The organism is Azospirillum brasilense (assembly GCF_001315015.1).
GTDB lineage: Bacteria > Pseudomonadota > Alphaproteobacteria > Azospirillales > Azospirillaceae > Azospirillum > Azospirillum brasilense.
This window is the reverse complement of record NZ_CP012914.1, coordinates 2,694,533-2,709,494: the sequence shown is the minus strand read 5'-3', so window position 1 is coordinate 2,709,494 and position 14,962 is coordinate 2,694,533. Positions and strand designations below refer to the sequence as shown.

Below are 14,962 nucleotides of genomic sequence, written 5' to 3'. Positions count from 1 at the left end.
TGGCTTACTTCCAGCCGGCGCGATCCATGATCTTCAGAGCCTCGGCGTTGTTCTTGCCGTAGACAGCGGCATTCAGCGGGTCTTCCTTGAACTTGCCCCAGGTGACCAGCACCGGCGCGGTCTCGGCCCCGGCGACGATCGGGTACTCGTAGTTCTTTTCCGTGAACATCTTCTGGGCCTCGGGGCTGACCAGATACTCCAGGAACTGGACGGCCTGCTCCTTGTTCGGCGCGTTCTTCATGACGCCGGCGCCGGAGACATTCACATGGGTGCCGCGACCGTCCTGGTTGGGGAAGATCACGCCCAGCTTGTCCGCGATGGCCTTGTCCTCCGGCTTGGCGGAGGAGGCGATGCGGGCGAAGTAGTAGGTGTTGGTCACGGCCACGTCGCCTTCGTTGGCGGCCACGCCCTTGATCTGGTCGGTGTCGCCGCCCTGCGGCTTGCGCGCCATGTTGGCGACGACGCCCTTGGCCCACTCCTCGGTCGCCTTCTCGCCGTGGGCGGCGAGCAGCGAGCCGACGAGCGACTGGTTGTAGACGCTGGTCGAGGAGCGGACGAGGACGCGGTCCTTCCACTTCGGATCGGCCAGCTCCTCGTAGGTCTTGATCTCGCCCGGCTTCACCGAGGCCTTGTTGTAGACCAGGATGCGGGCGCGCTTGGAGATGCCGAACCAGTGGCCTTCCGGCTCGCGCAGGTGGGCCGGGATGGCCTCCTCCATGACCTTGGAGCGGGTCGGCTGGAGCAGGCCGGCCTCCTGGGCGCGCCACAGGCGGCCGGCGTCGACGGTGATGAACACGTCGGCGGGGCTGTTGCCGCCTTCGGTCTTCATCCGCTCGATCAGCTCCTCTTCCTTGCCCTCGATGACGTTGATCTTGATGCCGGTCTTCTTGGTGAAGGCGTCGTAGAGGTCCTTGTCCACATCGTAATGGCGCGCGGAGTAGACGTTCACCTCGGCGGCGCTGGCGAGACCGGTCATGGTCAGCAGCGTGGCGGCGAAGGTGGCGGCAAACACGCCGCGCGATCCGATGTGCATCCTCGTGACTCCCGAATTCTTGTCGGTTCACGCCCGCAATTGCGAAGCGTTCTCATGCGCCGACTTGACCATTCGGGGGGCGGGGTGTCAAGCGTGAACGATAACCATTCTCAATATTCAAAAAGGATGCGGAGCGGAACGATCATCGCGGACTAAGACGCCAACCAAAGGTGTAAAGGCTTGTTCGTCTTTGGGGTATGCCTATAATCCGTTCGCGATACCCGCCGTCGGGCGGGAGTTCGAGCGGCCGAACGGGACGACAGATGGGGAGCGTCAGGATGCGTTGGACAGGTCTCTTCGCTTTTGGTGCGGCGCTGCTGTCCGCGCTGGCCGCCACGCCGGCCGCCGCCGTCGATTTCTCCAAATCCGCCGCCGAGTACGGCCCGGAAGGCGCCTGGACCAGCCGCTGCGAGATTGACCGGATGACCGACACCAAGGTCTGCCGGCTGATGAACTACCGGCTGTTCGACGACGGCAAGGAGGTTGGCTTCGTGGCGCTGAGCGTCATCCCGACCGGCAACGACTACCACCTGTTCCTGACGACCAGCCAGGGCATGATCGACAACTGCGCCATCCGCGTCGACCGTCAGCCGCGGATCGAGACGCAGATCGCCACGCTCAACATGTGCATGTTCCCGAACTTCGTGTCGGGCCGCGTGGTCGACCAGTTCCGCAACGGCTCCACGGTGCTGGTCCGCGTGAACTTCCTGCGCGCCGGCAAGCGCGACATTGACTTCCCGCTGAACGGCTTCTCGCGCAACTTCGAAGAGATGCAGCGCAGCCTGCAGTGACCGGACGAACCGGACGGCATGCATGAAAAAACGGCGCGGAGTGATCCGCGCCGTTGTCGTTTCCGGTCCGGTCTTCGGCCTCAGCGCCAGCCGCTGCGGCCCCGGCGGTCGTCCTCGTCGAACAGCTCGGCCAGCTTGTTCATCATGGTGCCGCCCAGCTGCTCGGCGTCCACGATGGTGACGGCGCGGCGGTAGTAGCGGGTCACGTCGTGGCCGATGCCGATGGCCACCAGCTCCACCGGCGAGCGGGTCTCGATGTACTCGATCACCTGCCGCAGATGCCGTTCCAGATAGTTGCCGGCGTTGACCGACAGGGTCGAGTCGTCCACCGGCGCGCCATCGGAGATCACCATCAGGATGCGCCGCTGTTCGGGCCGTCCGATCAGGCGGTTGTGCGCCCACATCAGCGCCTCGCCGTCGATGTTCTCCTTCAGGATGCCCTCGCGCAGCATCAGGCCGAGATTCTTGCGGGCGCGGCGCCAGGGCTGGTCGGCGTCCTTGTAGATGATGTGGCGCAGGTCGTTCAGGCGGCCGGGGTTGGCGGGTTTGCCCGAGGAGATCCAGTTTTCACGCGCCTGTCCGCCTTTCCAGGCGCGGGTGGTGAAGCCCAGCACCTCCACCTTCACCGCGCAGCGCTCCAGCGTGCGGGCCAGGATGTCGGCGCTCATCGCGGCGATGGAGATCGGCCGCCCGCGCATCGAGCCGGAGTTGTCGATCAGCAGCGACACCACCGTGTCGCGGAAGTCCATTTCCTTCTCCTTCTTGAAGGAGAGGGGAAGGACCGGGTTGACGACGATGCGGGCGAGACGGGCGGCGTCGAGGATGCCGTCGTCCAGGTCGAACTCCCAGGACCTCTGCTGCTTGGCGAGGAGGCGGCGCTGCAGGCGGTTGGCCAGCTTGGAGATCACGCCCTGGAGATGGACGAGCTGCTGGTCCAGCATGTGGCGCAGCCGGGCCAGCTCCTCCGGGTCGCACAGCTCCGCGGCGTCGACCACCTCGTCGAACTGGGTGGTGAAGGGCTTGTAGGCGTTGGGGTCGGGCTCGTTGCGGCCGCGCGCTTCCGGGCGCCAGGGCTGGCCGGGGCCGGCGGGTTCCTCCGCCCCCTCGCCCTGGCCCATCTCGGTGTCGCCCTCCTCGCCGGTGCCCTCCTCGGCCTGCTCGCCCTGGTCGGACTCCTGCGTCTCCTGCGAGGTCATCGATTCGGCCTGGCTCTGGGTGTCGTCCTCACCCTGGGTCTGGCCCTTGTTCGGCTCGTTCTCGTTCTCGCCGGAGTCGCGCTCGTCCTCTTCCGGCTCCTGCGGCTCGTCGGGGTCGTTGCCGACCTCCATGTCCAGCTCGGTCAGCAGCTTGCGCACGGCGCGGGCGTAGGCGTCCTGGTCTGCCATGTGGCCGGCGAGCCCATGCAGGTCCTTGCCCAGCCGCTCCTCGATCCAGCCGCGCCACAGGCTGACCGCGTGCTCGGCGGCGGGGGGCGGGGCGGCGCCGGTCATCGCCTCGCGGGCGATCAGGCGCAGCACCTCGGGCAGGGGGACCTGCTCGCGATCCTCCAGCCGCTCGAAGCCCTGCTTGTGGTAGCGCTCGTCCAGCGCCGCCTCCAGATTGGCCGCCACGCCGGGCATGTGGCTGGCGCCCAGCGCCTCGCAGCGGGCCTGCTCCAGCGCGTCGTAGGCGGCGCGGGCGCTGTCGCCCAGCGGCATGCGCTGGAGATGGATGGCGTTGTCGTGGAAGCGCAGCCGCAGCGACACGGCGTCCGCGGCGCCGCGCAGCGTCGCGACGTCGTGCGGGTTCAGGTCGCGCGCCGGGGTGGGGATGCGCACACGCAGGCCGGCGACGCCGGGCGGCTCGGTGGAGAAGCCCACCTGCACGTCGGCCCGGCGGGAGAGGGCCCGCACCGCGGCGGCGGTGGAGCGCTTGAAGGCCTCGACGGGGTTTTCACGATCGGTCATGGCGGGCTGTCTTGGGTCTGCGTCCGGCGGTCGTCGGACAAGATTGACACGGATCTCACGGACGAAGCACGGATTTCACGGATGTTCCCCGTTACGGCAGGACACGGGAGAAGGTGAGGCTGGAGCCACCGAAGTTGAACAACAGGCCGACCGGCAATCCGCTGGCGCGAAGATAATTGATGACCTGCCGTTTGTGCGGCTGCGCCAGCGCATCGGCGACCTTCAGCTCGACGGTGACGCGGCGCGCCACCACGATGTCGGCGAAGTAGGTGCCAACGTTCGAGCCCTTGTAGCCGATCTGGAAGGGAACCTCATGTTCCGCATCCAGGCCGCGCTCGCGAAGTTCACAAAGAAGGGCCTTCTTGTAGACGGCCTCGACGAACCCCTGGCCGAGCGTGTTGAAGACCTCGAAGGCGGCTCCAATGATGCGCTCGGTCAAGGCGTCCAGGTCGCGGTCGAGAGTGACCCTCATCCGTGAAATCCGTGCCCAGATCCGTGAAATCCGTGTTGTCCTGTTGCCAGGGAGGCTGTGGTCCCGGAGGACGAGGCGCCCCCCGTCACACCAGGTTCGCCTGCACCCCCGTCTCCGGCAGCTCGGTGCCGAAGCAGCGCTGGTAGTATTCGGCGACGGTCGGCCGCTCCACCTCGTCGCACTTGTTCAGGAAGGTGATCCGGAACGCGAAGGCGATGTCGTTGAAGATGTTGGCGTTCTGCGCCCAGGTGATGACCGTGCGCGGGCTCATCACCGTGGAGATGTCGCCGTTGATGAAGCCGGCGCGGGTCAGGTCGGCCAGGCGCACCATCGACGCCACGGTCTTGCGGCCGGCCTCGCTGTCGTATTCCGGCACCTTGGAGGCGACGATCTTCACCTCGGCGTCCACCGGCAGGTAGTTCAGCGTCGCCACGATGTTCCAGCGGTCCATCTGGCCCTGGTTGATCTGCTGCGTGCCGTGGTAGAGGCCGGTGGTGTCGCCCAGACCGACGGTGTTCGCCGTGGCGAACAGGCGGAAGGCCGGGTGCGGGCGGATGACGCGGTTCTGGTCGAGCAGGGTCAGCTTGCCTTCCACCTCCAGCACACGCTGGATCACGAACATCACGTCGGGGCGGCCCGCGTCATATTCGTCGAAGACCAGCGCGCAGGCGTGCTGGAGCGCCCAGGGCAGGATGCCTTCGCGGTATTCCGTCACCTGGACGCCGTCGCGCAGGACGATGGCGTCCTTGCCCATCAGGTCGATGCGGCTGATGTGGCTGTCCAGGTTGATGCGGATGCAGGGCCAGTTCAGGCGCGCGGCCACCTGTTCGATGTGGGTGGACTTGCCGGTCCCGTGATAGCCCTGGACCATGACGCGACGGTTGTAGGCGAAGCCAGCCAGGATCGCGAGCGTCGTGTCGCGGTCGAAGCGGTAGGCTTCATCGATGTCCGGCACATGCTCCGTGCGCTGGCTGAAGGCCGGCACCTGCATGTCGCTGTCGATGCCGAACACTTGACGCACCGACAGGGTGATGTCGGGAACGTGATCGAACAGGGCCGAGCTGGCCTGGGTGGCTCCTTGAGAAGGCATGGGAGGTTCTTATCGTTCCAACGTGTCTGTTGTCGGGGCCGCCCGGCCAATCTGGTCCGGCCAACCGTCGGGGTTACGCACCATAGCAGGCTTTCAGCGTGTTGTAGGCCTGATTGATCTCCTTCAACTTTTCTTCGGCCGCCTTGTCCCCGCCGTTGGCGTCGGGATGATGAATTTTCACCAGCTCGCGGTAGCGCGCCTTGATGCGCGGGAAATCCACCGGCGGGGCGAGGTCGAGGACGACCAGCGCCTCCTCCTCCGCGTTGCGGGCGGCCTGGCGGCGCTGCTTGCTCTCCTCGGACTGGTCCTTGCCGGCCTCGCGCCCGAACTCGAAGCTGAAGCCGTGCATTGCGCGGTCGCGCAGGAACTTCTCCTGCACACCCCAGAAGCCGAGCGGCCAGCTCGGCCGCTGCCACGTGGTGTCGCGGCGGACCTCGGCCTCGATCTGCTCGGGCTTCATGCCGGCGTAATAGTCCCAGGCGCGGTTGTATTCGCGCACATGGTCCAGGCAGAACCAGTAGTAGTCGTTGAGCTGCCGGCGGCTCTTCGGCGCCCGGTACGCGCCCTCGCCCGCACAGCCCGGATGATCGCAGGCGCGCACGGCGGTGCGCGGCTGGTCGTAGCGGCTGAAATCGTAGCGGGTGCGTGGCTTGCTCATGTGCGAAGTATGGGAAGAGGCATCCTTTCTGGCAAGCGCACGCAAGGGGGCGGTGCCGGACTGCGGAAAATGGCCGGTCTGCGGCATTGGCGTCTTGACGGAAGCGGTGCCGCGCCGTCACCTCAATCCCAAACCCGACCCAGCCCAAACCCAGTGAGGACACCCATGGAATACGCCACCCGCATGCGCCGGAAGCTGACCGACGCGCTGGCTCCCGAGCGGCTCGACATCCAGGACGATTCCGGCCGTCACGCCGGCCATGGCGGCGCCCACCCGGAGGGCGAGACGCATTTCCACGTCACCATCGTCTCCGCCGCCTTCGCCGGTAAGTCGCGCGTGGAGCGCCAGCGGCTGGTCTATGGTCTGCTGGCCCAAGAAATGGCGGAGCGCGTTCACGCCCTCGGCTTGACCACGTTGACGCCCGAAGAGGCCCGCTGACAGCAACGCCCACAAGAACGCCCGGCCGCCGCCCGTGCAGCAAGGGAAAAGCGCCACCTGCAAATGCATACATACGCATGCAACTACTAGAGGTTCTTTTCCGTCTTCAAACATAATTGGAGTGCTGCCGTGGTTGCAATTCTCGCTGTATTTAGTAGAGTGCAGCGCATGCAACCAATCAATGCGCCGTGGGCGATGCACTTTTCGCGCGTCGTCCGGCGGGTTCGTGGAGAGGGCGGCGTATGGCGAAGCGCGGGCCGAAGAAGCGGTTAACAGTGAATCCCACCGCGTGTGTGGAACCGCTGAAGAGCATGAACATCATGATTGCCGGGCGCCGCACGAGCATGCGTCTGGAGCCGACCATGTGGGACGCTCTGGAGGACATCGCCCGCCGAGAGGGCCTGACGGTCAACGGCCTCTGCACTCTGATCAAGGACCGGCTGGACGAGCAGATCCGGCGGCGCGGCCCGGGCGCGGACAACGCGGAGGTCACCCTGACCTCGGCGGTCCGCGTCTTCATCGCGGCCTATTTCCGCCGGGCCTGCACCGAGGACGGCCATGTCCAGGCCGGGCATGGCGGGGGCGATCCTTTCGTGGGCACGCCCTTCGACCTGCCGCCGCTCGACGAGTTGGACCGGCCGGAGAGCGAGGCCGGCACCGCGGCATCGGCTTTGCCGCCGGCGGCGAAGCCGGGCGCGCCGGGCGAGGGCCTGCGGTCCGCACTGGAAGCGTGACGGTCTGAATGTCCTGATCGGGAAGAGAAAAGGGCGCGTCCACAAGACGCGCCCTTTCGTGTCTGTTCGGCACGCTGTGTCCGGTGCGGGCAAAGACCGGTCGGTCCGACCGTCGCCTCAGTCCGCGGCGTCGCGCGGACGGTCGCCGGTGTAGTGGTCGGGCCAGTTCTTCCGCACGACCTCGCCGTTGCTGTCGAAGATGTGGCAGGTGTTCAGCAGCACCGGGCGCTTGGTGCGCAGCATGTCCTCCTTGCTGCCAGCCTCACCGCCGCCCGCCGCCCGGGCCTTCTCGGCCTGCTCGCGCGCCAGGATGGGATAAATGGTCTGGAAGGCGGTGGTGGCGATGGGCCCCAGAAGCTCCACCAGATGCGTGCATCCCTGGACGCCGCCCAGCCGCTCCTTCACCGCGCGGGTCCAGCCCGGCCCGATCTTCAGCCCGACCAGCCGCTGGAAGTTGGGCGTGACGGAGCCGCAGGTGCGGTAGGGGCTCTTCTCCGTCACCGCCTCCACCGCTTGGACGGTCAGGTCGTTGTCCACCGTCAGGCGAAGCCACATGCCGTGGACCGGGTCGCCGGGCAGGATCTGGCCCCGCTGTTCGGTGTGGAAGGCGTAGCTCTTCACATCGGTCAGATGGCCTTCGACATCCCACAGCCCATCGGTCCGCCGATAGCCCCGGCAGGTGACTTCCCGGGTGTGGATCGGTTCGCGTGCGGCGGGTTCGGACAGCGGCATGGGACTCTCTGGCGTTCGGCCTAGTTCGGACGGCCTGATTGTTGGGGCGTACCCGGGAATATCGGTGGGGCCAGCGTTCAGGTCAAGCCGGCTCCACCGCATTGCAGCATTACGCGTTCGGAGATCAGGGTGGAGCGCTGGCGGAGTAGTTCGACCCGAAGATGAAGGCTTCGCGGTCGCGGATCTCGTCCTCCAGATGGGCGCGGACCACTGCGAACAGGTCGCGGATGGAGACGATGCCCATCACCGCGCCGTCCGACTCGCCGTCCGCGGTGATCGGCAGGTGGCGGTAGTGATGGCGCTCCATCAGGTCCAGCGCCTCGTAGGCATGGGCGTCCGGTCCCAGCGTGTCGGGAGAAGCGGTCATGACCTCGGCCAGCCGGGTCGCCGCGGGATCGCGCCCTGCGGCGACGACGCGGGCCGCGAGGTCCCGCTCGGTGAAGATGCCCTTCAGCGACCGGCCGCCTTCCGCTTGGTCCTGCGTGACCAAGAGGGCGGCGACGCGGCGTTCCGCCATCAGAACGGTGGCGTCATGGACACTGGCCTCCGGGGGCAGGCAGACGAGCTGCTGATCCTTGATGACGTCGGGGATGAGCTTGCGGTTCGGCATGTCCCTTCTCCCTTTATGGGGCGGCATTCCGCTGCGTCTTGGACGCGAATCGGAACTGTCGTGAAGTCTGACAGTTTGTCACCCCAACGGTCAAGGGCTTATGGTGCACCGCATCAGGGCGCGACGGCATCCTCCAGTAGCGCCCGCACCACCGCCGGATCGACGTCGCGCTGGGTGAAGGCGTCGCCCAGCGCACGCGCCAGCACGAAGGTGATGCGCCCGTCCTTGACCTTCTTGTCCTTGGCCATGGACAGGATCAGCCCGTCGATGTCCCATTCCACGCCGGGCACGTCGGTGGGGCGGACCGGCAGGCCGACGCGGGCCAGATGGGCGCGCGCCTTCTCGGCGTCCGCTGCCGGGCACAGCCCCAGCCGCACCGACAGGTCGAAGGCCAGAACCATGCCGATCGACACCGCCTCGCCGTGCAGCAGGCGGGAGCCGAAGCCGGTCGCCGCCTCCAGCGCGTGGCCGAAGGTGTGGCCGAGATTCAGCAGGGCGCGGTCGCCGCTCTCCCGCTCGTCCGCGCCGACGATGGCGGCCTTGGCCCGGCAGCTTTCGGTGACGGCGTGGCGGCGGGCGTCGCTGTCGCCGGCGACCACCCGTTCGCCGTTCTCCTCAAGCCAGGCGAAGAAGCCGGGCAGGCGGATCAGCCCGTACTTCACCACCTCGGCGTAGCCGGCCAGCACCTCGCGCCGCGGCAGGGTGTCCAGCGTGGCGGTGTCGGCGATGACCAGACGCGGCTGGTGGAAGGCGCCGATCAGGTTCTTCCCGTGCGGGCTGTTGATCCCGGTCTTGCCGCCGACCGAGCTGTCCACCTGGCTCAGCAGCGTGGTCGGCACCTGGATGAAGTCGATGCCGCGCAACGCCGAGGCGGCGGCGAAGCCGGTGATGTCGCCGATCACCCCGCCGCCGAGCGCCAGCAGGACCGCCGACCGCTCGATCCCGCGCCCCAGGACGGCGTCCATCAGCCGTTCGAAATGGGCGAAGTCCTTGGTTTTTTCACCCGCCGGCAGGACGATGGCCTGGGTCGGCTCGATGCCGGACCCGCGCAACGTGCGCTCCAAAGTCGGCAGGTGCCGTGGTGCGACGTTCTCGTCGGTGACGACGATGGGCGCCTTGCCTTTGGTGATCGCGGCGATGCGCGGCCCGGCGCCGTCGAGCACCCGGTCGCCGACCAGGATGTCATAGCTGCGCGGGCCGAGGTCGAGGCGGACGGTGTCGATGGCAGTGGAGGTGTCTGGGGAGGTGTCTGGGGAGGTCATGGCGGGATCAGGGCTTGTCGTGGTGGTGGTGCGCCGGGTGGCGGTGATGATGGTGGTGCGAGTGGGGCAGGGTGATGCCGAAATGCGCCTCCAGCGCCTCGATCACCTGCTCCACGGTTGCCTCCGGCGGGCGCTCGTCGCTGATCACCGTCAGGTCGGCCTCCGCGTAGACGGGGTAGCGGGCGGTCATCAGCCGGCTCAGGATCTCCTTCGGGTCGCCGGCGTTCAGCAGCGGGCGGTGGGTGCGCCGCGCCGTACGGGCCAGCAGAACGTCCAGCTCGGCGCGCAGCCAGATCGACAGGCCGTGGGCGCGGATGGCCGCGCGCGTCTCCGGGTCCATGAAGGCGCCGCCGCCGGTCGCCAGGATGTGCACCGGCTGTTCGGTCAGCAGCCGGGTGATGATCCGCCGCTCCACCGAGCGGAACACCGCCTCGCCGTCACGGGCGAAGATCTCCGCGATGGAGCAGCCCGCCGCCGTCTCGATCTCGGTGTCGGCGTCGGTGAAGGGCAGGTGCAGCCGCGCGGCCAGCCGCCGGCCGATTGCGCTCTTCCCCGCGCCCATCAGGCCGACCAGCACCACCGTCCTCGGAAGGGTCTTCGACGGGTCCGGCGGCTGTCCCTGCGATGGAAGGCGGGCGGTCATGGTGCTGTGGACTTTCCTGATGCTGTTCCGGCCTGATGCGGTTCCGGAGGGCGGGTGTTCGATTCGGTCGCAGGGGCCTGCGCATGTTGCGCAGCGGAGCCCCCGTGGCTAAAGTGGTACGTCCAGCGTTCATCGGCCATCGGGCCAGCGGTGCGGACGGTGTGCGATGATTAGCATGAAAGCGCACCCTTGTCCCAAGCCGCACAGACGCCGACCGTGATACAGCGCCGCCGTTCCTTCCACAGAAACACGACTCCGATCGCCATGAGCCGCGTTATTTCCATTCTTTTCGTCCTGTTCCTCTTCGTCATCGGGGGTGGCATGGCCTTCCTTGCCTCCTGGGACATGCCGGCACCGTCCAAGACGGTGGAAAAGGTCATTCCGGATGAGCGGTTCCCCCGCTGACGCCGGGGACGCCGCCGGGGACGCCGCTGGGCGCCGCCGCCGGTTCGCCGCTCCGTCACGGGGCGGAAGGGCCGGTGCCGGCGCCGTTTCCATATTTGCCGCCGCTTCTCTCGGGTTGGCACCCCTGGCGCTGGCTGTGTCCGGCACCCTGATGGGAGTGGCGACGCCGGCGCTGGCCCAGGCCTATACCCAGGCCGTACCCTCCGGGCCGCCGATCCGCCTGTTTCCGCCTCCGGAAAGGATGGCCGTCCCCGACGTCGAATCCGGGGTCGGACGGGTCCTGGACGATCCGCTGGCGTCGCCATGGCCGTCCTCGCCAGGGCCGTCCGCCGCCCCGCTGCCCTTGCTTCCATCGGGCCGCACGCCGTCCTTCGAGGTGGTGCCCACCGTGGCGCCGCCCTCGGCCATCGCGGTGGAGACGCTGGGGCCGCTGGACCCCGACGGCGCCGGCCCTCTGGCGGGAGCCGCCGGGCTGGGCGGCGACCCCTGGCGCGGTATCCCGCGCGCCGAGGTGTTGGCCCTGCTGCCGGAACTGCCCACCCTCACCCCGTCGCCCGCCGTGAAGGAGTTGCAGCGCCGGCTGCTGCTCAGCCGCGGCTCGCCCGCCGCCGCTCCGGGCGAGCCCGAGCCGGCGCGCCGTTTCGGCGCCCTGCGGGTGGAAAAGCTGGCGGCCATGGGCGACCCGCGCGGGGCCGCCGACCTCGCCGCGCTGCTGCCCGAGGCGATGACGGCCGACGAGGCCGCCGCCCGCGCCCTGACCGATGCCGAACTGCTCGCCGGCCCGCTGGACTGCGCCGCCGCGACGGAGCGCGCCAAGCCCTTCGCCGGCCCCTATTGGCAACGCGTGGAATTGTTCTGCCGCCTGCGCGCCGGGCGGATCGGCGGGGGTGCGTCGATGGAAGCCGGCTCTGGTCCAGCGGGTGACGACATCGCCTTCGACATGCTGCGCGAGCAGCCGGGCGGCGATCCCGATTTCCTGCGGGTGGCCGAGGCGATGGCCGGCGGCCCGGCGGTCCGGCCGCGCAGCCTGAAGGACCCCAGCCCGCTGACCCTGGCCGCCTTGCGGACGCTCCAGGCCGGGCTGCCGCCGGACGTGCTGTCCCTGACCGACCCGGCGCGGCTGGCCGCGGTGGCGTCCAACAATGGTACCGACCCGGCGACCCGCGTGACCGCGGCGGAGCGCGCCGCCACCGCCCTCTTCCTCGATTCCCGGCGGCTGGCGGAGGCATACCGCGCCGCCCCGGCCAAGGGTGATGAGCTGCTGCGGCTGAAGGACGCCGTGGCGCGAGACCGTACCGCCCGCACCCGCGCGCTGGTGCAGCAGGCCATGCTCGCCGCCATAGCCGGTGGGCGGCGGGTGGAGTTGGCCGGGCTGGCGCTGGAGCTTCTCGACCCGCCGATGCTGGCCGGGCCGGTGGGGGCGGTGGTGGCCGACATGCTCGACACCCTGTCGCCGACCCCGGACGCCGCCGCCCTGGCCCCCGCCGCGGCGCGGCTCTGCTTCGCGCTGGGCCGGCCCGACAAGGGCAAGCGCTGGCACGATCTCGCCCTGCGCAGCCGTCCCACGGCGGAGGTGGCGCGGCTGTGGCCGCTCGCCGTCATCGCGCTCGGTCCGCCGCCGGGCGGCGGGGCACTGGGTCTCGCCGGCTGGCTGGACGAATCGCTGCGCGGCGCCGATCCGGAGGCCCGCGCCCGCGTCGCCGGGCAACTGGCCCTGCTCCAGGCGATGGGCCTCGCCATTCCGGAGGAGGCGTGGCGCCGGATCAGCGACCCCGAAGAGACAGCCTCCATGCCCGCGGGCGCCCGTCCCCCCACCGCCGACCCAGCTTTGTGGCAGCGGCTGGCCGAGGCCTCCGCCGACCGGCGCGTCGGCGAGACGGCGCTGGCCGCGCTTCTGCTGCTCGGCAACGCCGGGCCGGCGGGCACGCCGCCCGCGGTGGTGGCGCGTGTGGTCGGGGCCCTGCGCGCCGTGGGTCTGGACAGCGATGCCCGCGCCGTCGCCCGTGAAGCCGCCGCGGCCCTGGCCGGATGAGTCCCATGCCCAAAACACCCCTGCCGAAAGCCCAGCCGAAGCGGCGCGGGCGCCCCTGCAAACCACGCCCGATCGCGGCCTCGCCCCATGTCGACGCCTTCCTGGACATGCTGACGGCGGAGCGCGGCGCCGCGCTCAACACCCGCGTGGCCTACGAGCGCGACCTCGCCGACCTCGCCCTCTGGCTGGCCCAGCGCGGGCAGCCGCTGGAGAAGGCGGGGACGGAGGATCTGCGTGCTTACCTCGCCTTCCAGTATGTGGAGGGCGGGCAGAAGCCGGCGCCGCGCACACTGGCCCGCCGCCTGTCGGCGATGCGCCAGTTCTACCGTTTCCTAGTGTCGGAAGGGCGGCGGGCGGACGACCCGGCCTCGGCGCTGGACAGCCCCAAGCAGGGCCGCCCGCTGCCCAAGATCCTGACGGTGGAGGAGGTCACCCGCATGATCGACTCCGCCCAGACCCGCGGCGGGCCGGAGGGGCTGCGGCTGGTCGCCCTGCTGGAGGTGCTCTATGCCACCGGCCTGCGCGTGTCGGAGCTGGTCGGCCTGCCGATGGCCGCCATCCTGCGCGACGGGCGCGGGCTGATCGTGCGCGGCAAGGGCGGGAAGGAGCGCATGGTGCCGCTGTCCGAACCGGCCTCCGCCGCGCTGGGCGCCTATCTGCCCTGGCGGAGCCACTTCATCCTGGCCGGGCGCGAGAACGGACCGGTCGCCTTCCTCTTCCCGTCGCGCAGTTCCGCCAACGGTCATCTGACGCGCCAGCGCTTCGCCCAGCTTTTGAAGGAACTGGCCATCGAGTCGAACATCGACCCGGAGAAGGTCAGCCCCCACGTCCTGCGCCACGCCTTCGCCACCCATCTGCTCGACCGCGGGGCGGACCTGCGCTCGGTCCAGAAGATGCTGGGCCACGCCGACATCGCCACCACCCAGATCTACACCCATGTGGTGTCGGAACGGCTGAAGCAGGTCGTGCACGAGCATCACCCGCTGGCCCGGCGAAAAATAAGATAGATTCTTATTTTATTTTCTCTGAAAATGATGTATTCGGGTTTCTTCGTACGGCTATGCGTGTTTGGCCGAATGATGAAACGCTTAAAGAGCAACCTTTGGCTGAACGCTTGATGGTTGGCTTTCGGAACTAAATAGATGACTGAGACGCTAAGGCTTGCCTTCAACGACTGGTTCTTAGGAGATTTATCTAGTGTAGTTGGTTTGGTTATATCTTTATTTGGATTTGGTATTACAATTATAGGTATTCGTAAGGCAAAATCAGCAGCAAAACAGGCAGAGTCTGCTGCAAATCAAGTAAAAGAGAGCATAGTTAAGCTAAATTCTTTGTCGGATGTTTCTGCCGCTATTGCGGTCATTGACGAAATACGTCGACTCCATAAAACTGGTTCGTGGGAGATAATATTAGATCGATACTCTGCCCTTAAACGTATGCTGATAACCGTCCGGCATACGCATTCTAAACTATCTCCTGAAAATCAGGGGGCTGTGCAGAACGCGATTGAAAAACTATCTGAAATGGAAGCAAATTTAGAGAGAGCGTTAGAGGGTGGAAAAAAACCTGGGAGTGTATCAAAGATGAACAAGGTGCTTTCTGAGCATGCAGATAAAATGCACAAAATTTTAGTCGAGCTCAAGTCGCCAGTGGAGTAATAAGATGTCTGAAGAAAAATTTGCTGAGCTTGTCGATCTTCTTGATGTAAAAACTGCAGATAGCTCTCTATTGTGGTATGATGATGGATCAGATTCTAGATTTTTTGCGCAACTTGGAGCTTTTAGCATAAGAATATACCGGGTTTCATTAGAATTCGGAGATGATTTCGATATTTACATCGAAATAGTCGATGAAAATGGTGACGTCATAGATAGCTTTAGTGACCTTTCCTTGAAGGACCTTAATACAGATAAAATAAACTATTATAGAAAAATGAACAAGCTGTATGTGGCGGCTAGAAGAAGCGCAAAGGGCGCAGATAAAGCGATTGATTCAGTGATTTCGGAGCTGAAAAAAAAGTAAAATACTCAGAGTTTGTGCCTTATTACGGCCTAAAGACCAAAGTGTCTAGAGTATTAAATCGCTAAAAAGTGTTCTAATTGGTTACTTGGGCTGT

The 14,962-nt window shown here is 66.8% G+C and carries 17 protein-coding genes; 8 read left to right on the top strand and 9 right to left on the bottom strand.

Features of this window, described 5'->3' with window-relative positions:
* Nucleotides 1–4: 4 nt before the first annotated feature.
* Nucleotides 5–1,033 carry a Fe(3+) ABC transporter substrate-binding protein gene (locus tag AMK58_RS12580; protein ID WP_035671104.1) on the bottom strand — a complete coding sequence of 343 codons (1,029 nt, stop codon included), beginning with the start codon at nucleotides 1,031–1,033 and terminating at the stop codon, nucleotides 5–7.
* A 278-nt stretch (nucleotides 1,034–1,311) separates the two neighbouring features.
* On the opposite strand from AMK58_RS12580, the gene AMK58_RS12575 reads away from it, so the two are divergent.
* Complete coding sequence (locus AMK58_RS12575) at nucleotides 1,312–1,824, top strand: invasion associated locus B family protein (protein ID WP_035671111.1); 513 nt, start codon at nucleotides 1,312–1,314, stop codon at nucleotides 1,822–1,824.
* Nucleotides 1,825–1,904: 80 nt separating this feature from the next.
* Here AMK58_RS12575 and cobT read toward each other — a convergent pair whose 3' ends face one another.
* From cobT to AMK58_RS12555, 4 genes are all read right to left on the bottom strand, one after another.
* Nucleotides 1,905–3,770 (bottom strand): cobaltochelatase subunit CobT, encoded by a 1,866-nt coding sequence (cobT, locus tag AMK58_RS12570; RefSeq protein WP_035671114.1) that lies wholly within the window; start codon nucleotides 3,768–3,770, stop codon nucleotides 1,905–1,907.
* Nucleotides 3,771–3,861: 91 nt separating this feature from the next.
* Nucleotides 3,862–4,242, bottom strand: a complete 381-nt coding sequence (locus AMK58_RS12565; protein ID WP_035671116.1) for a GxxExxY protein — start codon at nucleotides 4,240–4,242, stop codon at nucleotides 3,862–3,864.
* A gap of 85 nt (nucleotides 4,243–4,327) precedes the next feature.
* Nucleotides 4,328–5,332 carry a cobaltochelatase subunit CobS gene (gene cobS / locus AMK58_RS12560; protein WP_014239256.1) on the bottom strand — a complete coding sequence of 335 codons (1,005 nt, stop codon included), beginning with the start codon at nucleotides 5,330–5,332 and terminating at the stop codon, nucleotides 4,328–4,330.
* 73 nt (nucleotides 5,333–5,405) lie between these two features.
* Complete coding sequence (locus AMK58_RS12555) at nucleotides 5,406–5,990, bottom strand: J domain-containing protein (protein ID WP_035671119.1); 585 nt, start codon at nucleotides 5,988–5,990, stop codon at nucleotides 5,406–5,408.
* A gap of 165 nt (nucleotides 5,991–6,155) precedes the next feature.
* On the opposite strand from AMK58_RS12555, the gene AMK58_RS12550 reads away from it, so the two are divergent.
* Both AMK58_RS12550 and AMK58_RS12545 read left to right on the top strand, forming a co-directional pair.
* Nucleotides 6,156–6,428, top strand: a complete 273-nt coding sequence (locus tag AMK58_RS12550) for a BolA family protein (protein ID WP_014239259.1) — start codon at nucleotides 6,156–6,158, stop codon at nucleotides 6,426–6,428.
* Nucleotides 6,429–6,739: 311 nt separating this feature from the next.
* Nucleotides 6,740–7,162, top strand: coding sequence for a ribbon-helix-helix domain-containing protein (locus AMK58_RS12545; protein ID WP_236778128.1), 423 nt, complete (start codon nucleotides 6,740–6,742; stop codon nucleotides 7,160–7,162).
* A 117-nt stretch (nucleotides 7,163–7,279) separates the two neighbouring features.
* On the opposite strand, the gene AMK58_RS12540 is transcribed toward AMK58_RS12545, so the two are convergent.
* The 4 genes from AMK58_RS12540 to AMK58_RS12525 form a co-directional block, all read right to left on the bottom strand.
* Nucleotides 7,280–7,894 carry a DUF2889 domain-containing protein gene (locus AMK58_RS12540; RefSeq protein WP_035671124.1) on the bottom strand — a complete coding sequence of 205 codons (615 nt, stop codon included), beginning with the start codon at nucleotides 7,892–7,894 and terminating at the stop codon, nucleotides 7,280–7,282.
* Nucleotides 7,895–8,018: 124 nt separating this feature from the next.
* Entirely contained in the window at nucleotides 8,019–8,504 is a 486-nt protein-coding gene (locus AMK58_RS12535; protein WP_035671127.1) for a CBS domain-containing protein, read from the bottom strand.
* Between the two features lie 113 nt (nucleotides 8,505–8,617).
* The gene (gene aroB / locus AMK58_RS12530; RefSeq protein WP_035671130.1) at nucleotides 8,618–9,766 is read right to left on the bottom strand and encodes a 3-dehydroquinate synthase; all 1,149 of its coding nucleotides are present in this window, start codon (nucleotides 9,764–9,766) and stop codon (nucleotides 8,618–8,620) included.
* Nucleotides 9,767–9,773: 7 nt separating this feature from the next.
* Nucleotides 9,774–10,409, bottom strand: coding sequence for a shikimate kinase (locus AMK58_RS12525; protein ID WP_051140076.1), 636 nt, complete (start codon nucleotides 10,407–10,409; stop codon nucleotides 9,774–9,776).
* 189 nt (nucleotides 10,410–10,598) lie between these two features.
* Here AMK58_RS12525 and AMK58_RS12520 point away from each other — a divergent pair, with 189 nt between their 5' ends.
* From AMK58_RS12520 to AMK58_RS30390, 5 genes are all read left to right on the top strand, one after another.
* Nucleotides 10,599–10,814: a hypothetical protein gene (locus AMK58_RS12520; RefSeq protein ID WP_059398947.1), complete on the top strand. Its 216-nt coding sequence runs from the start codon at nucleotides 10,599–10,601 to the stop codon at nucleotides 10,812–10,814.
* Nucleotides 10,815–10,950: 136 nt separating this feature from the next.
* A complete protein-coding gene (locus tag AMK58_RS12515) occupies nucleotides 10,951–12,846 on the top strand; it encodes a hypothetical protein (protein ID WP_236778127.1) in 1,896 nt (631 codons plus the stop codon).
* On the top strand, nucleotides 12,843–13,853 hold the full coding sequence (xerD, locus tag AMK58_RS12510) for a site-specific tyrosine recombinase XerD (RefSeq protein ID WP_079285229.1): 1,011 nt from the start codon (nucleotides 12,843–12,845) through the stop codon (nucleotides 13,851–13,853). Before AMK58_RS12515 ends, xerD begins: the two co-directional genes overlap by 4 nt.
* A gap of 135 nt (nucleotides 13,854–13,988) precedes the next feature.
* The gene (locus AMK58_RS30395) at nucleotides 13,989–14,504 is read left to right on the top strand and encodes a hypothetical protein (protein WP_137165130.1); all 516 of its coding nucleotides are present in this window, start codon (nucleotides 13,989–13,991) and stop codon (nucleotides 14,502–14,504) included.
* A 4-nt stretch (nucleotides 14,505–14,508) separates the two neighbouring features.
* Nucleotides 14,509–14,868, top strand: a complete 360-nt coding sequence (locus AMK58_RS30390; RefSeq protein WP_143265654.1) for a hypothetical protein — start codon at nucleotides 14,509–14,511, stop codon at nucleotides 14,866–14,868.
* Nucleotides 14,869–14,962 lie beyond the last annotated feature (94 nt).

Bases quoted from the DNA above. Each gene is read 5' to 3' on its own strand.
- AMK58_RS12540 (WP_035671124.1), bottom strand. From the start codon at position 7,894: ATGCCGCTGTCCGAACCCGCCGCACGCGAACCGATCCACACCCGGGAA.
- cobT (WP_035671114.1), bottom strand. From the start codon at position 3,770: ATGACCGATCGTGAAAACCCCGTCGAGGCCTTCAAGCGCTCCACCGCC.
- AMK58_RS30395 (WP_137165130.1), top strand. From the start codon at position 13,989: ATGACTGAGACGCTAAGGCTTGCCTTCAACGACTGGTTCTTAGGAGAT.
- AMK58_RS12550 (WP_014239259.1), top strand. From the start codon at position 6,156: ATGGAATACGCCACCCGCATGCGCCGGAAGCTGACCGACGCGCTGGCT.
- AMK58_RS12580 (WP_035671104.1), bottom strand. From the start codon at position 1,033: ATGCACATCGGATCGCGCGGCGTGTTTGCCGCCACCTTCGCCGCCACG.
- AMK58_RS30390 (WP_143265654.1), top strand. From the start codon at position 14,509: ATGTCTGAAGAAAAATTTGCTGAGCTTGTCGATCTTCTTGATGTAAAA.
- aroB (WP_035671130.1), bottom strand. From the start codon at position 9,766: ATGACCTCCCCAGACACCTCCCCAGACACCTCCACTGCCATCGACACC.
- AMK58_RS12555 (WP_035671119.1), bottom strand. From the start codon at position 5,990: ATGAGCAAGCCACGCACCCGCTACGATTTCAGCCGCTACGACCAGCCG.
- AMK58_RS12535 (WP_035671127.1), bottom strand. From the start codon at position 8,504: ATGCCGAACCGCAAGCTCATCCCCGACGTCATCAAGGATCAGCAGCTC.
- AMK58_RS12565 (WP_035671116.1), bottom strand. From the start codon at position 4,242: ATGAGGGTCACTCTCGACCGCGACCTGGACGCCTTGACCGAGCGCATC.
- cobS (WP_014239256.1), bottom strand. From the start codon at position 5,332: ATGCCTTCTCAAGGAGCCACCCAGGCCAGCTCGGCCCTGTTCGATCAC.
- AMK58_RS12545 (WP_236778128.1), top strand. From the start codon at position 6,740: ATGAACATCATGATTGCCGGGCGCCGCACGAGCATGCGTCTGGAGCCG.
- AMK58_RS12575 (WP_035671111.1), top strand. From the start codon at position 1,312: ATGCGTTGGACAGGTCTCTTCGCTTTTGGTGCGGCGCTGCTGTCCGCG.
- xerD (WP_079285229.1), top strand. From the start codon at position 12,843: ATGAGTCCCATGCCCAAAACACCCCTGCCGAAAGCCCAGCCGAAGCGG.
- AMK58_RS12525 (WP_051140076.1), bottom strand. From the start codon at position 10,409: ATGACCGCCCGCCTTCCATCGCAGGGACAGCCGCCGGACCCGTCGAAG.